The 18443-nt window shown below is 42.0% G+C and carries 15 protein-coding genes; 9 read left to right on the forward strand and 6 right to left on the reverse strand.

What is annotated here, in order from left to right; genetic code table 11:
• Positions 1 to 162 precede the first annotated feature (162 nt).
• The 6 genes from hupB to bolA form a co-directional block, all read right to left on the reverse strand.
• Positions 163 to 438, reverse strand: coding sequence for a nucleoid-associated protein HU-beta (gene hupB / locus PR799_RS15785; protein ID WP_181478026.1), 276 nt, complete (start codon positions 436 to 438; stop codon positions 163 to 165).
• A 238-nt stretch (positions 439 to 676) separates the two neighbouring features.
• A complete protein-coding gene (lon, locus tag PR799_RS15790; protein WP_154602730.1) occupies positions 677 to 3106 on the reverse strand; it encodes an endopeptidase La in 2430 nt (809 codons plus the stop codon).
• Between the two features lie 233 nt (positions 3107 to 3339).
• Positions 3340 to 4617 (reverse strand): ATP-dependent protease ATP-binding subunit ClpX, encoded by a 1278-nt coding sequence (gene clpX / locus PR799_RS15795; RefSeq protein WP_006657220.1) that lies wholly within the window; start codon positions 4615 to 4617, stop codon positions 3340 to 3342.
• A gap of 117 nt (positions 4618 to 4734) precedes the next feature.
• The gene (gene clpP / locus PR799_RS15800) at positions 4735 to 5355 is read right to left on the reverse strand and encodes an ATP-dependent Clp endopeptidase proteolytic subunit ClpP (RefSeq protein ID WP_006657219.1); all 621 of its coding nucleotides are present in this window, start codon (positions 5353 to 5355) and stop codon (positions 4735 to 4737) included.
• A gap of 533 nt (positions 5356 to 5888) precedes the next feature.
• Positions 5889 to 7193: a trigger factor gene (gene tig, locus PR799_RS15805; RefSeq protein WP_272522715.1), complete on the reverse strand. Its 1305-nt coding sequence runs from the start codon at positions 7191 to 7193 to the stop codon at positions 5889 to 5891.
• A gap of 339 nt (positions 7194 to 7532) precedes the next feature.
• Positions 7533 to 7871, reverse strand: coding sequence for a transcriptional regulator BolA (gene bolA, locus PR799_RS15810; protein ID WP_154628295.1), 339 nt, complete (start codon positions 7869 to 7871; stop codon positions 7533 to 7535).
• Positions 7872 to 8134: 263 nt separating this feature from the next.
• On the opposite strand from bolA, the gene PR799_RS15815 reads away from it, so the two are divergent.
• The 9 genes from PR799_RS15815 to PR799_RS15855 all read left to right on the forward strand — a co-directional run bounded on the left by PR799_RS15815 (position 8135) and on the right by PR799_RS15855 (position 18442).
• Positions 8135 to 8716 (forward strand): YajG family lipoprotein, encoded by a 582-nt coding sequence (locus tag PR799_RS15815; RefSeq protein ID WP_154628296.1) that lies wholly within the window; start codon positions 8135 to 8137, stop codon positions 8714 to 8716.
• 183 nt (positions 8717 to 8899) lie between these two features.
• On the forward strand, positions 8900 to 10426 hold the full coding sequence (gene ampG / locus PR799_RS15820) for a muropeptide MFS transporter AmpG (RefSeq protein ID WP_272522717.1): 1527 nt from the start codon (positions 8900 to 8902) through the stop codon (positions 10424 to 10426).
• A 277-nt stretch (positions 10427 to 10703) separates the two neighbouring features.
• Positions 10704 to 11477, forward strand: a complete 774-nt coding sequence (locus tag PR799_RS15825; RefSeq protein WP_154628298.1) for a nucleoside-specific channel-forming Tsx family protein — start codon at positions 10704 to 10706, stop codon at positions 11475 to 11477.
• Between the two features lie 426 nt (positions 11478 to 11903).
• Positions 11904 to 12896, forward strand: a complete 993-nt coding sequence (cyoA, locus tag PR799_RS15830; protein WP_154628299.1) for a cytochrome o ubiquinol oxidase subunit II — start codon at positions 11904 to 11906, stop codon at positions 12894 to 12896.
• A 4-nt stretch (positions 12897 to 12900) separates the two neighbouring features.
• Positions 12901 to 14892 carry a cytochrome o ubiquinol oxidase subunit I gene (cyoB, locus tag PR799_RS15835; RefSeq protein ID WP_272522720.1) on the forward strand — a complete coding sequence of 664 codons (1992 nt, stop codon included), beginning with the start codon at positions 12901 to 12903 and terminating at the stop codon, positions 14890 to 14892.
• The gene (locus PR799_RS15840; RefSeq protein WP_036953890.1) at positions 14882 to 15496 is read left to right on the forward strand and encodes a cytochrome o ubiquinol oxidase subunit III; all 615 of its coding nucleotides are present in this window, start codon (positions 14882 to 14884) and stop codon (positions 15494 to 15496) included. The genes cyoB and PR799_RS15840 overlap by 11 nt, the downstream gene beginning before the upstream one ends.
• Entirely contained in the window at positions 15497 to 15829 is a 333-nt protein-coding gene (locus PR799_RS15845) for a cytochrome o ubiquinol oxidase subunit IV (protein WP_006657209.1), read from the forward strand.
• A gap of 12 nt (positions 15830 to 15841) precedes the next feature.
• Positions 15842 to 16729 (forward strand): heme o synthase, encoded by an 888-nt coding sequence (gene cyoE / locus PR799_RS15850; RefSeq protein WP_036953887.1) that lies wholly within the window; start codon positions 15842 to 15844, stop codon positions 16727 to 16729.
• Between the two features lie 351 nt (positions 16730 to 17080).
• Positions 17081 to 18442, forward strand: a complete 1362-nt coding sequence (locus PR799_RS15855; protein ID WP_154628301.1) for an MFS transporter — start codon at positions 17081 to 17083, stop codon at positions 18440 to 18442.
• Position 18443 lies beyond the last annotated feature (1 nt).

An 18443-nucleotide genomic window follows, 5' to 3' on the forward strand; every position in this document is an offset into this window, starting at 1 on the left:
ACTCCGCTTTGCTTTGTTGAATTTCTTAATATTACGCTAATTTTAACTCAGATAGAAAAAAAAGCGCACCATTTCCATGGCGCGCTTATATATTAGCTGATTAAAGACATTACGTCAGTTTGAGTTTTCGCAAAAATGCGTGAAAGACGAAACTAAACTCAATTAACCGTTAACAGCGTCTTTAAGACCTTTGCCTGCACGGAATGCAGGAACTTTTGCCGCAGCGATTTTAATTTCTTTACCTGTCTGCGGGTTACGACCTGTACGTGCTGCGCGTTGACGTACATTAAAAGTACCAAAACCAACTAAAGTAACATCATCACCTTTGCTCAGAGACTTCGTTACAGAAGCAACGAAAGCGTCGACTACGCGACCTGCTGCGGCTTTAGAAATATTCGCTTCTGCAGCGATTTTTTCAATCAGTTGAGACTTATTCACTATTATCATCCCCATATTAGTTTTGACTTTATCGGTTAATTAACCAACTACAGTATAGTTAACATTACTAAGTATAGTTAATTAATGATGCAGCCGTTATATCAATCCTGAATATTAATGGCAAGAAAACAGATAGCACGCTAACCATTATCAGAATCTTCGCTAAAGTAACGACGAAAAAAAAGGCTGACAAGCCCTAAATTAGCTGTCAGCCTTAATTTTATACAAACTTCTTGATTCAGCTCACTCTTTTAGCTTTCTTTTGGACCACTTCAGCCCCAAAAGGAGGATTGACTAATGCTAGTGAGAGGACTTCTTCAATTGTCTTAACAGGATGGATTTGCAAATCGGCAATCACATTCTGAGGGATTTCTTCTAAATCACGTTTGTTATCATCAGGGATAAGAACCGTTTTAATACCACCACGATGAGCTGCCAGTAATTTTTCTTTCAGCCCGCCAATTGGTAATACTAAGCCGCGTAACGTAATTTCACCAGTCATCGCCACATCCGCTTTTACAGGGTTACCTGTTAAGCAAGAAACCAGTGCCGTTGACATTGCGATACCCGCACTTGGACCATCTTTCGGTGTTGCGCCTTCTGGTACGTGAACGTGAATATCACGTTTTTCATAGAAATCGCCGTTGATACCCAGTTTTTCTGCACGAGCGCGTACCACAGTCAATGCTGTTTGAATTGACTCTTGCATCACTTCACCCAGAGAACCGGTGTAAGTTAACTTACCTTTACCCGGTACACAGGCAGTTTCGATGGTCAGTAAATCACCGCCCACTTCTGTCCATGCTAAGCCAGTCACTTGCCCTACACGGTTTTCGGTATCAGCATGACCGTAGTCAAAGCGACGAACACCCAAGTAATCTTTCAGATTATCCGCAGTGATCTCAATATGCTTCAGTTTTTTATCCATCAGCAGCGCTTTCACTGCTTTACGGCACAGTTTAGAAATTTCACGTTCTAATCCACGCACGCCAGCTTCACGAGTGTAGTAACGAATGATGCTCATAATTGCGCCATCATCGATAGATAATTCACCTTTTTTCAAGGCATTACGCTCGATTTGCTTAGATAATAAATGTCTCTTAGCAATATTCAATTTTTCGTCTTCGGTATAACCAGACAGACGGATCACTTCCATACGGTCTAATAATGGTGCCGGGATATTCATCGAGTTCGATGTTGCCACAAACATCACGTCAGACAAGTCATAATCAACTTCCAGATAATGGTCGTTGAATGCAACGTTTTGCTCTGGATCTAACACTTCTAACAGTGCTGATGCAGGATCCCCACGCATGTCTGAAGACATTTTGTCGATTTCATCCAGTAAAAACAGTGGGTTTTTAACCCCAACTTTCGCCATTTTCTGGATAAGTTTACCCGGCATTGAACCAATATAAGTGCGGCGGTGACCACGGATTTCTGCTTCGTCACGAACCCCACCCAGAGCCATACGGGTATATTCACGCCCTGTCGCTTTCGCGATAGATTGTCCCAGAGACGTTTTACCAACCCCTGGAGGCCCAACTAAGCATAAGATTGGCCCTTTGATTTTACTAACACGGCTTTGAACTGCGAGGTATTCAAGGATACGGTCTTTAACGCGCTCTAAGCCATAGTGGTCTGTGTCGAGCACTTCTTGCGCTTTCACTAAATCTTTTTTGACTTTGCTGCGCTTATGCCACGGAACCTGAACCATCCAGTCAATGTAGCTACGAACCACAGTCGCTTCAGCTGACATTGGAGACATCATTTTCAGCTTCTGCAATTCAGCTTCGGCTTTTTCTTGTGCCTCTTTTGGCATTTTCGCTTCTTCGATTTTACGTTTCAGCGATTCGTTTTCATCTGGAGCATCATCCATTTCGCCAAGTTCTTTTTGAATCGCTTTCATTTGCTCATTCAAATAGTACTCGCGCTGGCTTTTTTCCATCTGTTTTTTCACGCGGTTACGAATGCGTTTTTCAACTTGCAGTAACTCAGTTTCTGATTCCATCATTGCCATCAGGAACTCTACACGCTCAGCAATGTTTGCCATTTCTAAAACGCGCTGTTTGTCTGCCAGTTTTAACGGCATATGTGAAGCAATCGTATCAGCCAGTTTATCTAGCTGGTCTTGCTCAATTGCATGCAGTGAAGTCAGAACTTCAGGTGGAATTTTTTTGTTCAGTTTGATGTAGCTTTCGAACTGGCTAACAATCGTGCGATATAATACTTCTTGCTCTTTTTCGTCAACCAATTCCGCAGTACTAGGCACTTTTGATGCGTCATCGTAGATAGCCGCTTTCGCACCATCATTCGCTAGGTATTCAGCTTGTGCTAAGAAATACTCGCCGTTATCAGTCAGGCTAGTAATACGAGCACGACGTAATCCTTCAACTAGCACTTTAACGGTACCGTCAGGTAGTTTCAGCATCTGGATCACAGATGCAATTGTCCCAACAGTAAATAGATCATTCACCCCAGGTTCATCGGTTGAGGCTTCTTTTTGCGCAACCAGCATCACTTGCTTATCATGATCCATTGCTGCTTCCAGACTGTGAATGGATTTTTCACGTCCAACAAACAGTGGGATCACCATATGTGGGTACACCACTACATCACGCAGAGGCAATACTGGTATTTCAATGCGTTCGGAACGCTCTGGATTCATAAAGCTCTCTCTTCGTTTAGCACACGCCAGTTAAGGGTTTCTGCTTATAACAGAAAAAATTCTTGTAAAACACTGCGATATAAACAGCGTTCTTTCAAAATAAGGAAACCACAACTAAGAATATAAACTATATGGGGACAAGATTTTAGCATTCAATGGTTAGTTAAGCATAAAAAACAAAATGAGGGTTACCCCTCATTTTATTTGATTACTTCTTGAACACAGACAAGAAATTAATTATCGCCAGAGGCTTGAGCATCTGGTTTGCTGTAGATTAACAGCGGTTCTGACTGTTCATTAATCACATTTTCATCTACAACCACTTTTTCAACATCACTCATTGAAGGTAGATCGTACATGGTATTAAGTAGAGCAGCTTCGACGATCGAACGTAAGCCACGAGCACCGGTTTTACGCGCCATTGCTTTTTTCGCTATCGCCGTTAATGCTTCTTCACGAAACTCTAATTCAGTGCCTTCAAGGTTAAACAGCGCTTGATACTGTTTAGTCAATGCGTTTTTCGGCTCTTTTAAGATCTGAATCAGTGCTTCTTCACTCAGTTCAGTCAATGTGGCAACAACTGGCAGACGACCGATAAATTCAGGGATCAAACCAAATTTAATGAGATCTTCAGGCTCCGCTTGAGTGAGTAACTCACCTTCTGTTGCCTTCTCAGATTCACCTTTAACTTGCGCCGCAAAGCCAATACCTGAACGAGTATTTAGACGCTGGCCAATAACTTTATCCAACCCTGCAAATGCACCACCACAGATAAACAGAATTTTCGAGGTATCAACCTGTAAAAATTCTTGTTGTGGATGCTTACGACCGCCTTGTGGCGGAACCGCAGCTACGGTGCCTTCAATCAGTTTCAGTAATGCTTGCTGCACCCCTTCACCTGATACGTCACGCGTGATGGATGGGTTATCGGATTTACGAGAAATTTTATCAATTTCATCGATATAGACGATACCACGTTGAGCTTTCTCAACATCATAGTCGCATTTTTGTAGCAGCTTCTGGATGATATTTTCAACATCTTCACCCACGTAACCTGCTTCAGTTAATGTAGTCGCATCCGCCATAGTGAATGGCACATCTAAATAGCGAGCTAACGTTTCTGCTAGTAACGTTTTACCACTACCCGTCGGGCCAATGAGCAGAATGTTACTTTTACCTAATTCAACACCATCGCTGGTTTTATCGCCATTACGTAGACGTTTGTAGTGGTTATAAACAGCAACCGCTAACACTTTTTTCGCTTTTTCTTGACCAATAACGTAGTCGTCAAGATGCTGTCTGATTTCGTGGGGAGTTGGCAATTCACTACGCTCGCGATGCGGAGCCAGTTCTTTGATCTCTTCACGGATGATGTCGAGGCATAAATCCACGCATTCATCACAAATATAGACTGACGGACCGGCAATCAGCTTACGCACTTCATGCTGACTTTTTCCGCAGAAAGAACAGTACAGTAATTTACCTGCTCCCTCTTTGCGTTTATCTGTCATCAGTAGACCTCACTTATATTTATAATGCCTTGTTTTATCTAACTTTCGTAGTAAAACAAGGCAACAAATTTTCAAAAACCTTAGGATATAAACTAATTATATCAAAATATTCGCAAATTAACGGCTGGTATAAATATGATCAACCAGACCATATTCTTTAGCTTCATTTGCTGATAAGAAACGGTCACGCTCTGTGTCGCGACTAATTTCTTCGATGGATTTCCCAGTATGTTGGGCCATCAATTCATTCATGCGCGATTTCACTTTCAAGATTTCTTGAGCGTGAATTTCAATGTCTGTCGCTTGTCCTTGATAGCCACCTAATGGTTGGTGGATCATGACGCGAGAGTTTGGTAAGCAGAAACGTTTACCTTTTGTACCTGCGGTTAATAAAAACGCACCCATTGAGCACGCTTGTCCCATACAGATAGTGCTCACATCAGGTTTAATAAACTGCATAGTGTCGTAGATTGACATCCCTGCAGTGATCACGCCGCCCGGTGAGTTGATATAAAGTTGGATATCTTTTTCTGGGTTTTCTGCTTCAAGAAATAGCATTTGAGCGACAATTAAGTTCGCCATATGATCTTCTACCTGACCGGTTAAGAAGATAATACGTTCTTTTAAGAGACGTGAATAAATATCATATGAGCGCTCACCTCGAGAGGTTTGCTCGATAACCATTGGCACAAGTGCCATTTGGGATGCTAACTGCTCCTGACCGCCAAAATGTGACATCGAAATCTCCTATTAAAAACTTTCTGGTGCTTGCGCCTAATTTGCTGTCTGTCCGCCATTTTGGGCAGGGCTCGTGCTACAAACAATATTTCTAAAAAACAATATTTCTAAAAAACAATATTTCTAAAAAAACACTCTTTCGAAGTTAGTTGTGTCTGCCTGCTTACGCTCTTCGCTTACTTCATTATTTTAGTTACTTTTTTAAATCTTGGTTAAAAAGTAGCTAAAGAATTAAGCCAGAATACAGTTGAAAACACTGCGGTAGGCAAGACGCTCTGTTAAAGAGTTTAACACAAGTCTATCTAGTTACACGGTTTTATACTGTCGAAAAATGTGTTCCACACTAAAATCCCAACATCATCTAGCGAACGATATCTTGATGACTCTTATTATAATTAGGATTTAAATGTAATTTTCAAGATGATTTGCACAAAGTCTAAATATTACGACGCTAATTGACAAAAAACCCGCAGTGAAACACCACGGGTTTTGCTTTGTACTTCTAAAAAGAAGAGTACTGCTAAAAAGAAAAATTAACCAGCTTGAACTTGGTTCATCAGCTCAGTGAAATTAGTTTCTTTTTCAGTTACTTTAGCCGCTGCCAGAATAGTTTCTACCGCTTGCTCTTCTAACGCTAAGTTACGAACACTGTTCATCAGCTCTTCATTTTTGCTGTAGTATTCGATAACTTCTGATGGATCTTCGTAAGCAGAAGCCATGTCTTCGATCAGTGCTTTAACACGATCTTCGTCAGCTTTCAGCTCGTTAGTGCGGATAACTTCGCCTATCAGCAGGCCAACAATTACGCGACGTTTAGCTTGTTCTTCGAACAATTCACGTGGTAATTCCATCGCTTGTTTTTCGTTGCCACCAAAACGCTGTGCAGCTTGACGACGCAGAACATCGATTTCACCATCAACAACTGCTGCTGGGACTTCGATTTCGTTAGCGTTAACCAGACCTTCCAGAACTTGCGCTTTAACACGGTTACGAACTGCATTTTTCAGCTCACGTTCCATGTTTTTACGAACTTCTGCACGCAGACCGTCTACTGAACCGTCAGCGATACCGAAACGCTTAACGAATTCTTCAGTAAATTCTGGCAGTTCACGTTGTTCAACTTTCTTCAGAACGATAGCAAACTTAGCCGCTTTACCTTTCAGGTTTTCTGCATGGTAATCTTCTGGGAAGTTAACTTCGATATCGAATTCTTCACCAGCTTTATGACCAACAACGCCTTCTTCGAAGCCTGGGATCATACGACCTTCGCCCATAACCAGTGCGAAGTCTTCAGCTTTACCACCTTCAAACTCTTCACCGTCGATAGAACCTGTGAAGTTAATAGTGATACGTGAATCAGCAGCCGCTGCATCTTCAACTTCTTTCCACTGTGCTTGTTGCTTGCGCAGAGTTTCCAGCATGTCGTTGAGGTCTTCGTCTTTCACGGTTACTGCTGGTTTTTCAACTTCGATAGTTTCAAAACCTTTTAATTCGATTTCTGGGTACACTTCGAACTCAACCGCGTAAACGAAGTCTTTACCGTCTTCGAACATTTCTGGCTTGTAGCTTGGCGCACCAGCTGGGTTGATTTTTTGTTCAATGATTGCATTGATAAAGTTACGTTGCATAACATCGCCCAGAACGTCTTGCATTACAGACGCACCGTAACGTTGTTTAACGATATGCATTGGTACTTTCCCTTTACGGAAGCCATCAACACGGACTTTTTTAGCAACGTTAACCAGCTCGCTATTCAGCGCTTTTTCAATATCAGTGGCAGGAACGGTGATTGTTACACGACGCCCAAGGCCTTGAGTCGTTTCAACAGAAACTTGCATCTTCTTACCTCAAAATAAATCTTAGTGATCGGTCTACTCCAGAGTTATGCCATTAAATCATAATGGCAATCTCCCTTCCAGAACCGGGGGCGTTACTTTCATAACGGTCATCCCTGATATCAGAAGCGTCCCGAAACCTTACTGAAAATTAGACGCAGCATTATACCGATGCATGCGCCCTGAGTCGAGAAAAGCCGATAAAAGAAGCGATCATTCCTCTTTATTTGTGACTTTTCTGACTAAAAATTCATTTTTCTCTCTCGAATTGAGGAAAAAACACTCACTTACAGCCACTCAATAAACACACTATTGGTATTCATGTGCCATCAAGACGTTTGATTAGCGATTCACACCACCAACACCACGACAAGCGGGTGATTTTAGCGCTGTACTCGCTAATTCATCCCACTCTTTCGGAGTATAAGTGTGTAAGGCTAAAGCATGGATCCCACCTGCAAGCTCGTCAGCCAAAATAGCATAAATTTCACGGTGACGACCAATCATACGTTTGTTTTCAAATTTATCACTGACTAAAACCACTTTAAAATGGCTCTCTGAACCAGGTAACACATTATGTTGGTGACTTTCATTAATCACCTCCATGTGTTCAGGTTCAAAGGCAGACTGTAGCTTTTCACTCACGCGAGACTGCATAGTTTGTGGCATATTGGCGTCCATCGAGACTCCTAAATTAATTAAAGAATGCTAAAGCTCATTTGAAAAAAAATCACCCAATCACGCTGCTGGCAACTATCTTCTTATTATAGAAATAGCGGATAATAGCATCTACATTGTTGAAACTATGGTCTGGGAATACAAAATGTTCATCGACTGCACATTTATGCGAATTTTTTCTCAAACTGTTGTCTAATAGTGTGAGTTGTTGCACCCCGAACCATAACGGAACATTTTCAATTAGGAAAGATGAACTGGGAAGAATTATGTTAAGAAAACTGTGTTTTCCACTTTTTGCGTTATTTCTATTAGCGGGCTGTACTGCACCGTCTAATACGCTATCCCTCGAACCTAAGATTGCATTACCAGCCAAGAACCCGACACTCAATGCGACTTCAATTAGCGTGAGTAGCGTTGATAACCGTACAAATCGCTCATTGGCTGAAATTAATCGAAACGGTACTTTAGAGGTGCTTAATCCCTCTCGCGATCCGCGTTACCTAATGCAAGAAGCCGTAGAAAAGCAGATGGCTGCTCGTGGTTTCATGGTGACTTCTCCTGCCAATATCAACTTAGTGGTTCAATTAAACAAATTGAGCACACAAGTGAGCGAAGGAAGTTTACGCCATAATATTACGGTTAATTCCAGCGTTGTCGTTAATGCTACCGCGCCAAATGGCTCAACAAAAAGCCGGACTTATAGCCGTAATTACAATACCCAAGGAGCATTAGGCGCAACCAATGAAAAAATTGCTGCAGCGATTAACCTTGCTTTAAGTGATTTAATTTCAGATATGGCGAAAGACCAAGAACTAGCCGATTTTATCAGACAAAATTCACGATATTAATCGCGCATTAAGAATGATTTCATACTAGTATCATTCTGGTTCATCGGAGGTTAGCAAAAAACGGTCTGCTTTCTCCTACTAACCCAAGTTATTTTTTAATACTAATAGCTTGGGTTGTTCTATCTTTCTACTGCGCCATTCTTCGCGCAACGTAATACACCAGCATCAGGCGATGAGGGAATAATGCCACGTTTTACACTGCCCAGATTTACACTGCCCAATAATGTTACCTTAATTTTACTGGGATTCGTCTCAGGGTTGCCCTTGGCATTAACCGCTGGAACATTACAAGCTTGGTTAACCGTTGAAAAAATTGACATTAAAACCATCGGTTTCTTTTCTCTCGTCGGTCAGGCCTACGTTTTAAAATTTCTATGGTCCCCCATGATGGATCGCTATACGCCTCCATTTTTAGGGCGTCGCAGAGGGTGGTTGTTAACAACGCAAATTTTGCTTGTTATTAGCATTGCAGGCATGAGTTTTATGAACCCGTCGGAACATCTTTGGTGGTTAGCAGCGCTAGCAGTCACTGTAGCCTTCTGTTCCGCATCCCAAGATATTGTCTTTGATGCCTATAAAACAGATTTATTAAGCGCAGAAGAGCGAGGTATTGGTGCAGCAACATCTGTCATGGGCTATCGCATCAGTATGCTGGTTTCTGGGGGATTAGCTCTTTGGCTTGCTGATAAATTCTTAACGTGGCAACAGCTTTACTTAGTCATGGCTGCTCTGATGTTTATTGGGATATTCGCAACACTTTTCGCGAAAGAGCCTCAAGAAAATACCGCCCCACCAACTTCGTTAAAAGATGCTATTTATGAGCCACTTGCCGAGTTTTTTAGCCGAAATAACGCATGGCTGATTTTGTTGCTTCTCATCTTTTATAAGATGGGTGATGCTTTCGTTATGGCGCTAAATACTAACTTTTTACTCAATGCTCTTGGCTTTAGTTTAAGCGAGGTGGGTACAGTAAATAAAACCGTTGGTATGGCGGCGACAATCATCGGAGCCCTATTTGGGGGGTATCTGATGAAAAATATGAGCCTATTTAAAGCATTATTCGTCTTCGGTGTTCTCCAAGGTGGTTCAAATATTGGCTACTGGTTCCTTGCAGTAACACCGCCAAATATTATCAGCATGGGATCCATTATATTCCTCGAAAATATCTTTTCAGGAATGGGAACTGCGGCATTTGTCGCCTTGTTAATGACCTTATGTAATAAGTCTTTATCGGCCACCCAATTTGCCTTGCTTTCAGCATTATCCGCTGTAGGCCGTGTCTATATCGGTCCCGTCGCAAGTATTTTTGTCAGTACCTATGGCTGGCCAATGTTCTACTTAATTTCCATCGGTGTTGCAGTACCGGGAGTTTTATTACTACTCGCTTGCCGAACGTCGTTGTTATACACCCAAGATACAGGAGAGTTTCAGCGCAGAGAATTTTTTCCTCGAGAATATAAAATCGCGGTTTATGCGCTAATGGCAGCAGCATCTATCCTGGCAGTTTGGTTGATTAGTTTACTAATCACATCATTTGCAGGAGTGAAAGTTTACTTGTTTACTTCCCATATATCCCTGTGGTTAGCGCTGCCGACTTATCAGAATCTCATATTTAACATAGGTATAGCCATTGGCGCTATCAGCCTTATTGTAGGTGGAACCCTTGACTTCCTCGCTGTCCGCAAAGCCATAAAACATAAGTCATTCTGATATTTTTGATTAATTTTCATTCCATTTAGTTCACAGCATCCCCAAGTTAAACTAATTAATTTGGGGAATCTCTCCTTTTTTCGCAAATTAGATCTATCTTGCAAATATCGCTTAAAGATTGATGAAAATGTGATATTGATCACCCATTCTATGAAATGGATTTTTTAATTACAAACTGAAAGCATAATATCTCACATGTTTGAGGATGGTTAGTTGACAAGCTAAAAATTTGCGTAACAACTAATTTTTATTAATACATAAACGAAAATAATGTCTTATGAAAAAAACACTACTCTGTGCTGCTGCTCTAGCATCATTGGCAGGAACCGCGAATGCTGAAAATTTTCTTGGGTATCAGAATGGTTTCGCAGATATCAACGTGAACTATCTCGACTGGTCCCGTCATACAGAAAATAAATCTAAAAATACAACCCATAAGGAAGATTTCGCTTACTTCGAATTAGAAGGCGGCGCTAATTTCAATTGGGGTGAATTATATGGCTTCTTTGATGTTGAAAATCCATTAAATAAACAGCATGAAGATCCAGGCAAAAACCAGCGTTATACGCTGAAAACAACAGCTCGAGTCTATATCGCAGATACTGGATTCAACTTATACGGCCACGTTTATGGCACTTGGTCTTTACCGGGTGACAAACACGGCGGCAACTTCCACGAAGTCAACACACTGTATGGTATTGGTTATAACACCTCGATTGGTGATCTGTGGTTCAAACCTTTCGTGGCTTTGCACTATGTTGACCAAACCTATTATTCCGGTAATAACGGCTATGTAGTTGGTTGGGTTGCTGGTTATAACTTCAAAATGTTCCAAGAAGATTTCATGATCACTAACTGGCATGAAATGGAATTTGCACGTCATGAGCGTTATGGCAACGGTGGGCGTGATGGCGTGAACGGCGCATTAGCTTTCTGGTGGAACGCCACGCCGAATTTAGCTGCGGGTGTTCAATATCGTTATGCTGACAATAAGTTAGGTGATGATTTCTACCAAGATGCAATCATTTATACATTAAAGTATAACTTCTAGTGACTAAGGAAATATTGTTTATTTTTTTAACATATTTCCTTTAGTTTCAAAAATGTAACAATTTTTCTTTATTATTTTGCCGGTAAAGTAGCCAATTTCACTTTATCGGCAATATAATCAGTAATTTCCCTTACTCAAACTCTTAACAATCCAAGCAGTTTCCACATTTTTTTGTCAATTTTGTATATATTTTTCTTTGAAAAATTACCAAGATAATTTAGTATTCATACTGTTTTATCAAAACATACCTATAATTAGCAGCAATTTTAACTTTTTAGAAGCAAAAGCTTTACATGTGATCATATTAACATAAAGAGCTAACATTTCCGTTTCTTTACCTTACAATCATTTACACTCGCACAACCTTACCGTAAAATGCCCGCACTGATGAAACGACAATTAGATTCTTGTCATTTGGGGTCGTGGATGAGACTTATGAACTACAAAAAAAGCATTGGAGCAATCTCACTTGTTGCAGCAGCCTTATTATTAGGCGGTTGTGATATGGTGTTGATGGATCCGAAAGGCGCCGTTGGCGTAAAACAAAAAGAACTGATTCTTATTGCAATTGGTTTGATGCTCCTTGTTGTGATTCCTGTTATTTTCATGGCGATTATCTTCGCTGTAAAATATCGTGAGTCCAATAAGTCAGCTACCTACCGTCCTAACTGGGCTCACTCTAACAAAATTGAGTTAGTCTGCTGGACAGTTCCTATCATTATTATCATTATTCTAGGTGCTATCACTTGGAAAACGACTCATGAGCTGGACCCGTATCAGCCATTAGTTAGTGATCAGGAACCTGTCACCATTCAAGTTATTTCAGCTGACTGGAAATGGATTTTTATCTATCCAGATCAAGGTATTGCTACAGTCAATGAAATCGCATTCCCTACTGGTGTTCCTGTAAACTTCAAAATCACGTCTGATTCTGTGATGAACTCATTCTTCATCCCATCTTTAGGTGGACAGATCTACGCGATGGCGGGTATGCAGACAAAACTTCACTTAATCGCTAACGAACCAGGTACCTATAAAGGCTTCTCAGCAAGCTATAGCGGTCACGGATTCTCAGATATGAAGTTTAATGCTATTGCAACAGCAGATCGCCAAGGCTTCGATGAGTGGGTACAGAAAGTAAAAGCATCACCAAAAACTATGGATACGATGCAGGCATTCGACGAAGTTGCTAAACCTAGCATGAACGTTCCTGTTACCTACTTCTCTAGCGTGAAACCTAAACTTTATGAAGACATCATTATGAAGTTTGGTCATGAGCACCATAAAGGTCACGCTCCTGTAGATACTAATAATGAAGCAAATCATTCTATGCACATGGGCAACACTGCTCAAGCGCAAGAATCTACAGGTCATTCAATGCATATGAGCCATAACGCTCATGCAGGCGCTGAGGAATAAGGGCATGTTTGGAAAATTAACACTGGACGCAGTTCCACTTCATGAACCGATTATCGTTGTTACACTGATTGCCATTGTCCTCGGCGGGCTTGGCTTAGTCGGTGCGCTAACCTATTTCGGAAAATGGAAATGGCTGTGGAAAGAGTGGTTAACGTCTGTTGACCATAAAAAAATTGGTATTATGTACATCATCGTTGCGATGGTGATGTTATTCCGTGGATTCGCGGATGCTATCATGATGCGTGGTCAGCAAGTGCTGGCTTCAGCGGGTCAAGAAGGTTTCTTAAACCCTCACCACTATGATCAAATCTTTACAGCGCACGGCGTTATCATGATTTTCTTCATGGCAACTCCATTTGTTGTTGGTTTGATGAACTTAGTTGTTCCTCTGCAAATTGGTGCCCGTGACGTTGCATTCCCATTCCTTAACTCCCTGAGCTTCTGGTTCTTCGTAGTGGGTGTTGTGTTAATCAACATCTCATTAGGGGTAGGTGAATTCGCACAAACTGGTTGGTTAGCATACCCTCCTCTGTCCGGCTTGGAGTACAACCCGGGGGTCGGGGTCGATTATTGGATATGGAGTCTCCAGATATCCGGTATCGGTACGCTATTAACAGGTGTTAACTTCTTCGCGACCATTATCCGTATGCGTGCACCGGGTATGTCGATGATGAAAATGCCAGTATTTAGCTGGGCAGCATTCTGTACCAACATCCTGATTATTGCAGCATTCCCAATTCTGACAGTGACCATCACGTTACTGACATTAGACCGTTATCTGGGCACCCATTTCTTCACTAACGATATGGGCGGCAACATGATGATGTACATCAACCTGATTTGGGCATGGGGTCACCCTGAGGTGTATATCCTTGTTCTGCCAGTGTTCGGTGTGTTCTCAGAAATTGCAGCAACCTTCTCGAAAAAGCGTCTGTTTGGTTATACCTCACTAGTGTGGGCAACCATCGTTATCACCGTTATGTCCTTCATCGTTTGGTTACACCACTTCTTTACGATGGGTTCAGGTGCGAACGTTAACGCCTTCTTTGGTATCGCTACGATGATTATCGCAATCCCTACAGGGGTTAAGATTTTCAACTGGCTGTTCACCATGTACCAAGGTCGTATCGAGTTCAAATCACCAATGTTATGGACTATCGGTTTTATCATCACCTTCTCTGTGGGTGGTATGACTGGTGTTCTGTTAGCGGTTCCAGGCGCAAACTTCGTTCTGCACAACAGCCTATTCCTGATTGCTCACTTCCATAACGTTATTATCGGTGGTGTGGTATTCGGATGCTTCGCTGGTATGACTTACTGGTTCCCGAAAGCTTACGGCTTCACGCTGAATGAAAAATGGGGTGTTCGTGCCTTCTGGTTCTGGATCACTGGTTTCTTCTTAGCATTCATGCCGTTATATATCCTTGGCTTTATGGGTATGACCCGTCGTCTGAGCCAAAATATTGATCCAACCTATCACGGTATGCTGGTTGCAGCTGCGTGTGGTGCTGGTCTGATTGCTCTGGGTATTGCTTGCCAAGTTATCCAAATTATCGTGAGTATCCGTGACCGCCATGAAAACCGTGATTTAACCGGTGACCCATGGGGTGGACGTACTCTGGAGTGGGCAACTTCTTCTCCGGCACCATTCTACAACTTCGCTGTTGAACCACAGATTCAAACTCGCGATGCTTGGTGGGATATGAAAGAGAAAGGTATCGCTCATAAGAAACCTACTTCATATGAAGAAATTCATATGCCGAAAAATACAGGCGCTGGCGTAATCATCGCTGCATTTAGCTTGATTTTTGGTTTCGCAATGATCTGGCACATCTGGTGGCTGGCAATCGTTGGTTTCGGTGGCATGATTGTTACTTGGATTGCAAAAAGCTTCGACGAAGATGTTGATTACTACGTACCTGTGGCTGAAATCGAACAAATCGAGAATAAGCACTTTGAAGAATTACGTAAGGCAGGTGTGAACGATGTCAACTAATACAATGACTAATCATAATGTAGCCCATGCAGAGCATGGGCACCACGATGCGGGTGCAACCAAAGTATTCGGATTCTGGATCTACTTAATGAGTGACCTGATCCTGTTTGCTAGCTTGTTTGCAACTTACGTGGTTTTATCTGATGGCACTGCTGGCGGTCCTGCTGGTAAAGACATCTTTAGTTTGCAGTTCGTATTAGGTGAAACATTCTTACTGTTATTCAGTAGTATCACCTACGGTTTTGCAATGATTGCAATGCACAAAGAGAAAGTCGCTGCCGTTAACTTATGGCTGTTCATTACTTTCTTATTTGGTCTTGGCTTCGTTGTTATGGAAGTTTATGAGTTCCACGAGCTGATCGCTGAAGGCTACGGCCCAGATCGCAGTGGTTTCTTATCTGCTTTCTTCGCATTAGTTGCGACTCACGGTATCCACGTAACTTGTGGTCTGGTTTGGATCATTCTGATGATTATCCAAAACTGTCGTCGTGGTCTGACCGCGGTTAACAAAACCCGTCTGAACTGCCTGAGCCTGTTCTGGCACTTCTTAGATGTTGTTTGGATCTGTGTATTTACCGTTGTTTATCTTCTGGGGGCTATTTAAATGAGTCATGCAAAAGATGCTCATACTGGAGCAAGCCACGGTAGCGTTAAGACATACCTGATTGGCTTTATTCTGTCAGTTATCCTGACTGTAATTCCTTTCTGGATGGTGATGAATGGAACAGCTTCACAAGGCGTTATTCTAGCAACTGTTGTTGGAATGGCTGTTGTGCAAATCCTTGTACACCTTGTTTGTTTCTTACACATGAATACATCATCAGATGAGCGCTGGAACCTGATTGCATTCCTGTTCACTATGCTAATCATCGGTATCGTTGTTATTGGCTCTCTGTGGATTATGTACAACCTGAACATCAATATGATGCTCGACTAAAGAGTTGCCGATATGTTTAAGCAATACCTGCAAGTGACCAAACCAGGAATTATATTCGGAAATCTGATTTCTGTGATCGGCGGCTTTCTGCTGGCCTCTAAAGGGTCAATTGACTACCCGCTGTTTATTGCGACTTTGCTGGGTGTATCATTGGTCGTGGCTTCTGGTTGTGTATTTAACAACTACATCGACCGTGATATTGACCGTATCATGGAAAGAACTAAGAATCGCCCTTTAGTTAAAGGGCTGATTGACCCGAAAGTTAGCCTGATTTACGCTGCTGCATTAGGTATTGCTGGCATGGTGCTGCTACTCGTAGCAGCCAATGCTCTGGCAATGCTCCTTGCACTCATTGGTTTCATTGTGTACGTGGGCGTGTATAGCCTGTACATGAAGCGTAAGTCTGTTTATGGCACGTTGATTGGCAGCCTATCTGGCGCAGCACCACCGGTTATCGGCTACTGCGCTGTCACAAATGAATTTGACGCTGGAGCCTTAATCCTGCTGTTAATCTTCAGCTTGTGGCAGATGCCTCACTCATATGCCATCGCAATTTTCCGCTTTAAGGATTACAAAGCCGCAAACATTCCCGTGTTACCGGTGATCAAGGGTATATCTGTCGCTAAGACTCATATCTTCTTGTATATCCTTGCGTTTATGGTCGCAACATTAATGTTAGCGATTAGCGGATACGCAGGCTATAAATATCTGGTTGTCGGCGCTGCGGTTAGCTTATGGTGGCTTGGTATGGCAATTTCTGGTTTCAAAACCGAAAATGACGACCGAGTTTGGGCGCGTAAGCTGTTCATCTTCTCTATCGTAGCGATTACCTCGTTAAGTGTGATGATGTCAGTTGACCCAACCGTTACAAGCGATACTGTTATAGCGTTAGTCCGATAATTTATTGCATCATTGACAATAAATGTGTTCAAACGGCGGGAAGTGCAAACTTCCCGCCGTTTTTCTTTGTCTGCGAATATTTTTGTGATGATTTTTATGGTTAAATAGCCGCCTGCTATTAATAAACCAATATTGTCATATAGCAAACTAACTTAACTCATTGATTTAAAATTAAATTAACACCAGCACCGCTACAGCCCGAAATAAAAAGAATAGAAATTGAATACTCAAAATAGTTCGTGTTGTAGCAAGGCGGCAAGTGAAACTAATCTCAGGGAGCATACACCAGTATGTGACCTGAGTTAGTGAGCGCTGCCAACACAGCTACAACCCGAAATATGACGAGTATTTATGAACGATAATAAAATGACAGCTTTAGAACTCCGAGCCACTTGGGGACTAGGATCCGTATTCTCCCTTCGCATGCTCGGCATGTTTATGGTGCTCCCGATCCTCACCAGTTATGGGATGCACTTACAGGGTGCTAACGAGTTTTTGATTGGGTTGGCGATTGGTATTTATGGGCTTAGCCAAGCTATTTTTCAAATTCCTTTTGGTTTGATGTCTGACCGTATTGGTCGTAAACCTCTCATTGTTTTTGGTCTACTCATTTTTATTGCAGGTAGTGTTATTGCCGCACTAAGCGATTCTATTTGGGGCATTATTATTGGTCGAGCTTTACAGGGCGCAGGTGCTATCTCTGCTGCCGTTATGGCTTTGTTATCGGATTTGACCCGCGAACAAAATCGTACAAAAGCAATGGCATTTTTAGGTATTAGCTTTGGTGTAACGTTTGCTATCGCCTTAGTTTTAGGGCCTATTGTGACCCATGCTATTGGTCTAAGCGGCTTATTTTGGGGGATCACCTTATTAGCCGTTGGCGCTATTTTCATCACTCTCTTTGTGGTACCTAATAATACTCACCATGTTGTAAACCGTGAATCTGCTTTTGTTAAAAGCAATTTAACAGCGGTTTTACTTAATCCCCAACTTCTCAAGCTGAATGTCGGAATTTTAAGTCTGCATACTCTGCTAATGTCCAGCTTTGTCGCCCTACCCTTGATCATGACCAATGCCGGTTACTTGGCACAAGATCACTGGAAAGCGTATTTAGTCACCATGTTAGTCGCCTTTGTTTGCGTACTTCCTTTTATTATTTACGCGGAAAAACAGCGCAAAATGAAGCAGGTTTTCCTGTTCTGCATTTTGCTCTTAGCGGCCGCGGAAATTGTTTTATGGCAATCAGGTCACCAGCTTTGGATTATCTTCTTAGGGATCCAACTGTTCTTTATTGCATTTAACGTGATGGAAGCCATTTTGCCGTCCCTGATCAGTAAAGAAGCTCCAGCCGGATACAAAGGAACGGCCATGGGTGTCTACTCCACCAGCCAATTTCTAGGGGTAGCCTTAGGCGGAATTCTGGGAGGCTGGTTGTATAAATTTGAAGGAGCCAGTACCGTATTTATTGGCGGACTACTGCTTTGTATTATCTGGTTTGCTATCAGCTTAACCATGAAACAACCGCCTTACGTCAGCAGTATTCGCATGGTTCTTCCACATCGTTTTAAAAATATCAACAAACTTCAGGAACAGTTAAAAGCCATGAACGGTGTGCTTGATGTGGTTGTGATTGCTGAAGAGATGAGTATTTATATCAAGATTGATAAGAAAGTGGTTAACCGAGCAGAGCTTGAAGCCATTATTCACGCTTAAT

This window comes from Providencia sp. PROV202 (assembly GCF_028479565.1).
Taxonomy (GTDB): domain Bacteria; phylum Pseudomonadota; class Gammaproteobacteria; order Enterobacterales; family Enterobacteriaceae; genus Providencia; species Providencia zhijiangensis.

Bases quoted from the DNA above. Each gene is read 5' to 3' on its own strand.
- lon (WP_154602730.1), bottom strand. From the start codon at position 3,106: ATGAATCCAGAGCGTTCCGAACGCATTGAAATACCAGTATTGCCTCTG.
- clpX (WP_006657220.1), bottom strand. From the start codon at position 4,617: ATGACAGATAAACGCAAAGAGGGAGCAGGTAAATTACTGTACTGTTCT.
- clpP (WP_006657219.1), bottom strand. From the start codon at position 5,355: ATGTCACATTTTGGCGGTCAGGAGCAGTTAGCATCCCAAATGGCACTT.
- tig (WP_272522715.1), bottom strand. From the start codon at position 7,193: ATGCAAGTTTCTGTTGAAACGACTCAAGGCCTTGGGCGTCGTGTAACA.
- bolA (WP_154628295.1), bottom strand. From the start codon at position 7,871: ATGGACGCCAATATGCCACAAACTATGCAGTCTCGCGTGAGTGAAAAG.
- PR799_RS15815 (WP_154628296.1), top strand. From the start codon at position 8,135: ATGTTAAGAAAACTGTGTTTTCCACTTTTTGCGTTATTTCTATTAGCG.
- ampG (WP_272522717.1), top strand. From the start codon at position 8,900: ATGCCACGTTTTACACTGCCCAGATTTACACTGCCCAATAATGTTACC.
- PR799_RS15825 (WP_154628298.1), top strand. From the start codon at position 10,704: ATGAAAAAAACACTACTCTGTGCTGCTGCTCTAGCATCATTGGCAGGA.
- cyoA (WP_154628299.1), top strand. From the start codon at position 11,904: ATGAGACTTATGAACTACAAAAAAAGCATTGGAGCAATCTCACTTGTT.
- cyoB (WP_272522720.1), top strand. From the start codon at position 12,901: ATGTTTGGAAAATTAACACTGGACGCAGTTCCACTTCATGAACCGATT.
- PR799_RS15840 (WP_036953890.1), top strand. From the start codon at position 14,882: ATGTCAACTAATACAATGACTAATCATAATGTAGCCCATGCAGAGCAT.
- PR799_RS15845 (WP_006657209.1), top strand. From the start codon at position 15,497: ATGAGTCATGCAAAAGATGCTCATACTGGAGCAAGCCACGGTAGCGTT.
- cyoE (WP_036953887.1), top strand. From the start codon at position 15,842: ATGTTTAAGCAATACCTGCAAGTGACCAAACCAGGAATTATATTCGGA.
- PR799_RS15855 (WP_154628301.1), top strand. From the start codon at position 17,081: ATGAACGATAATAAAATGACAGCTTTAGAACTCCGAGCCACTTGGGGA.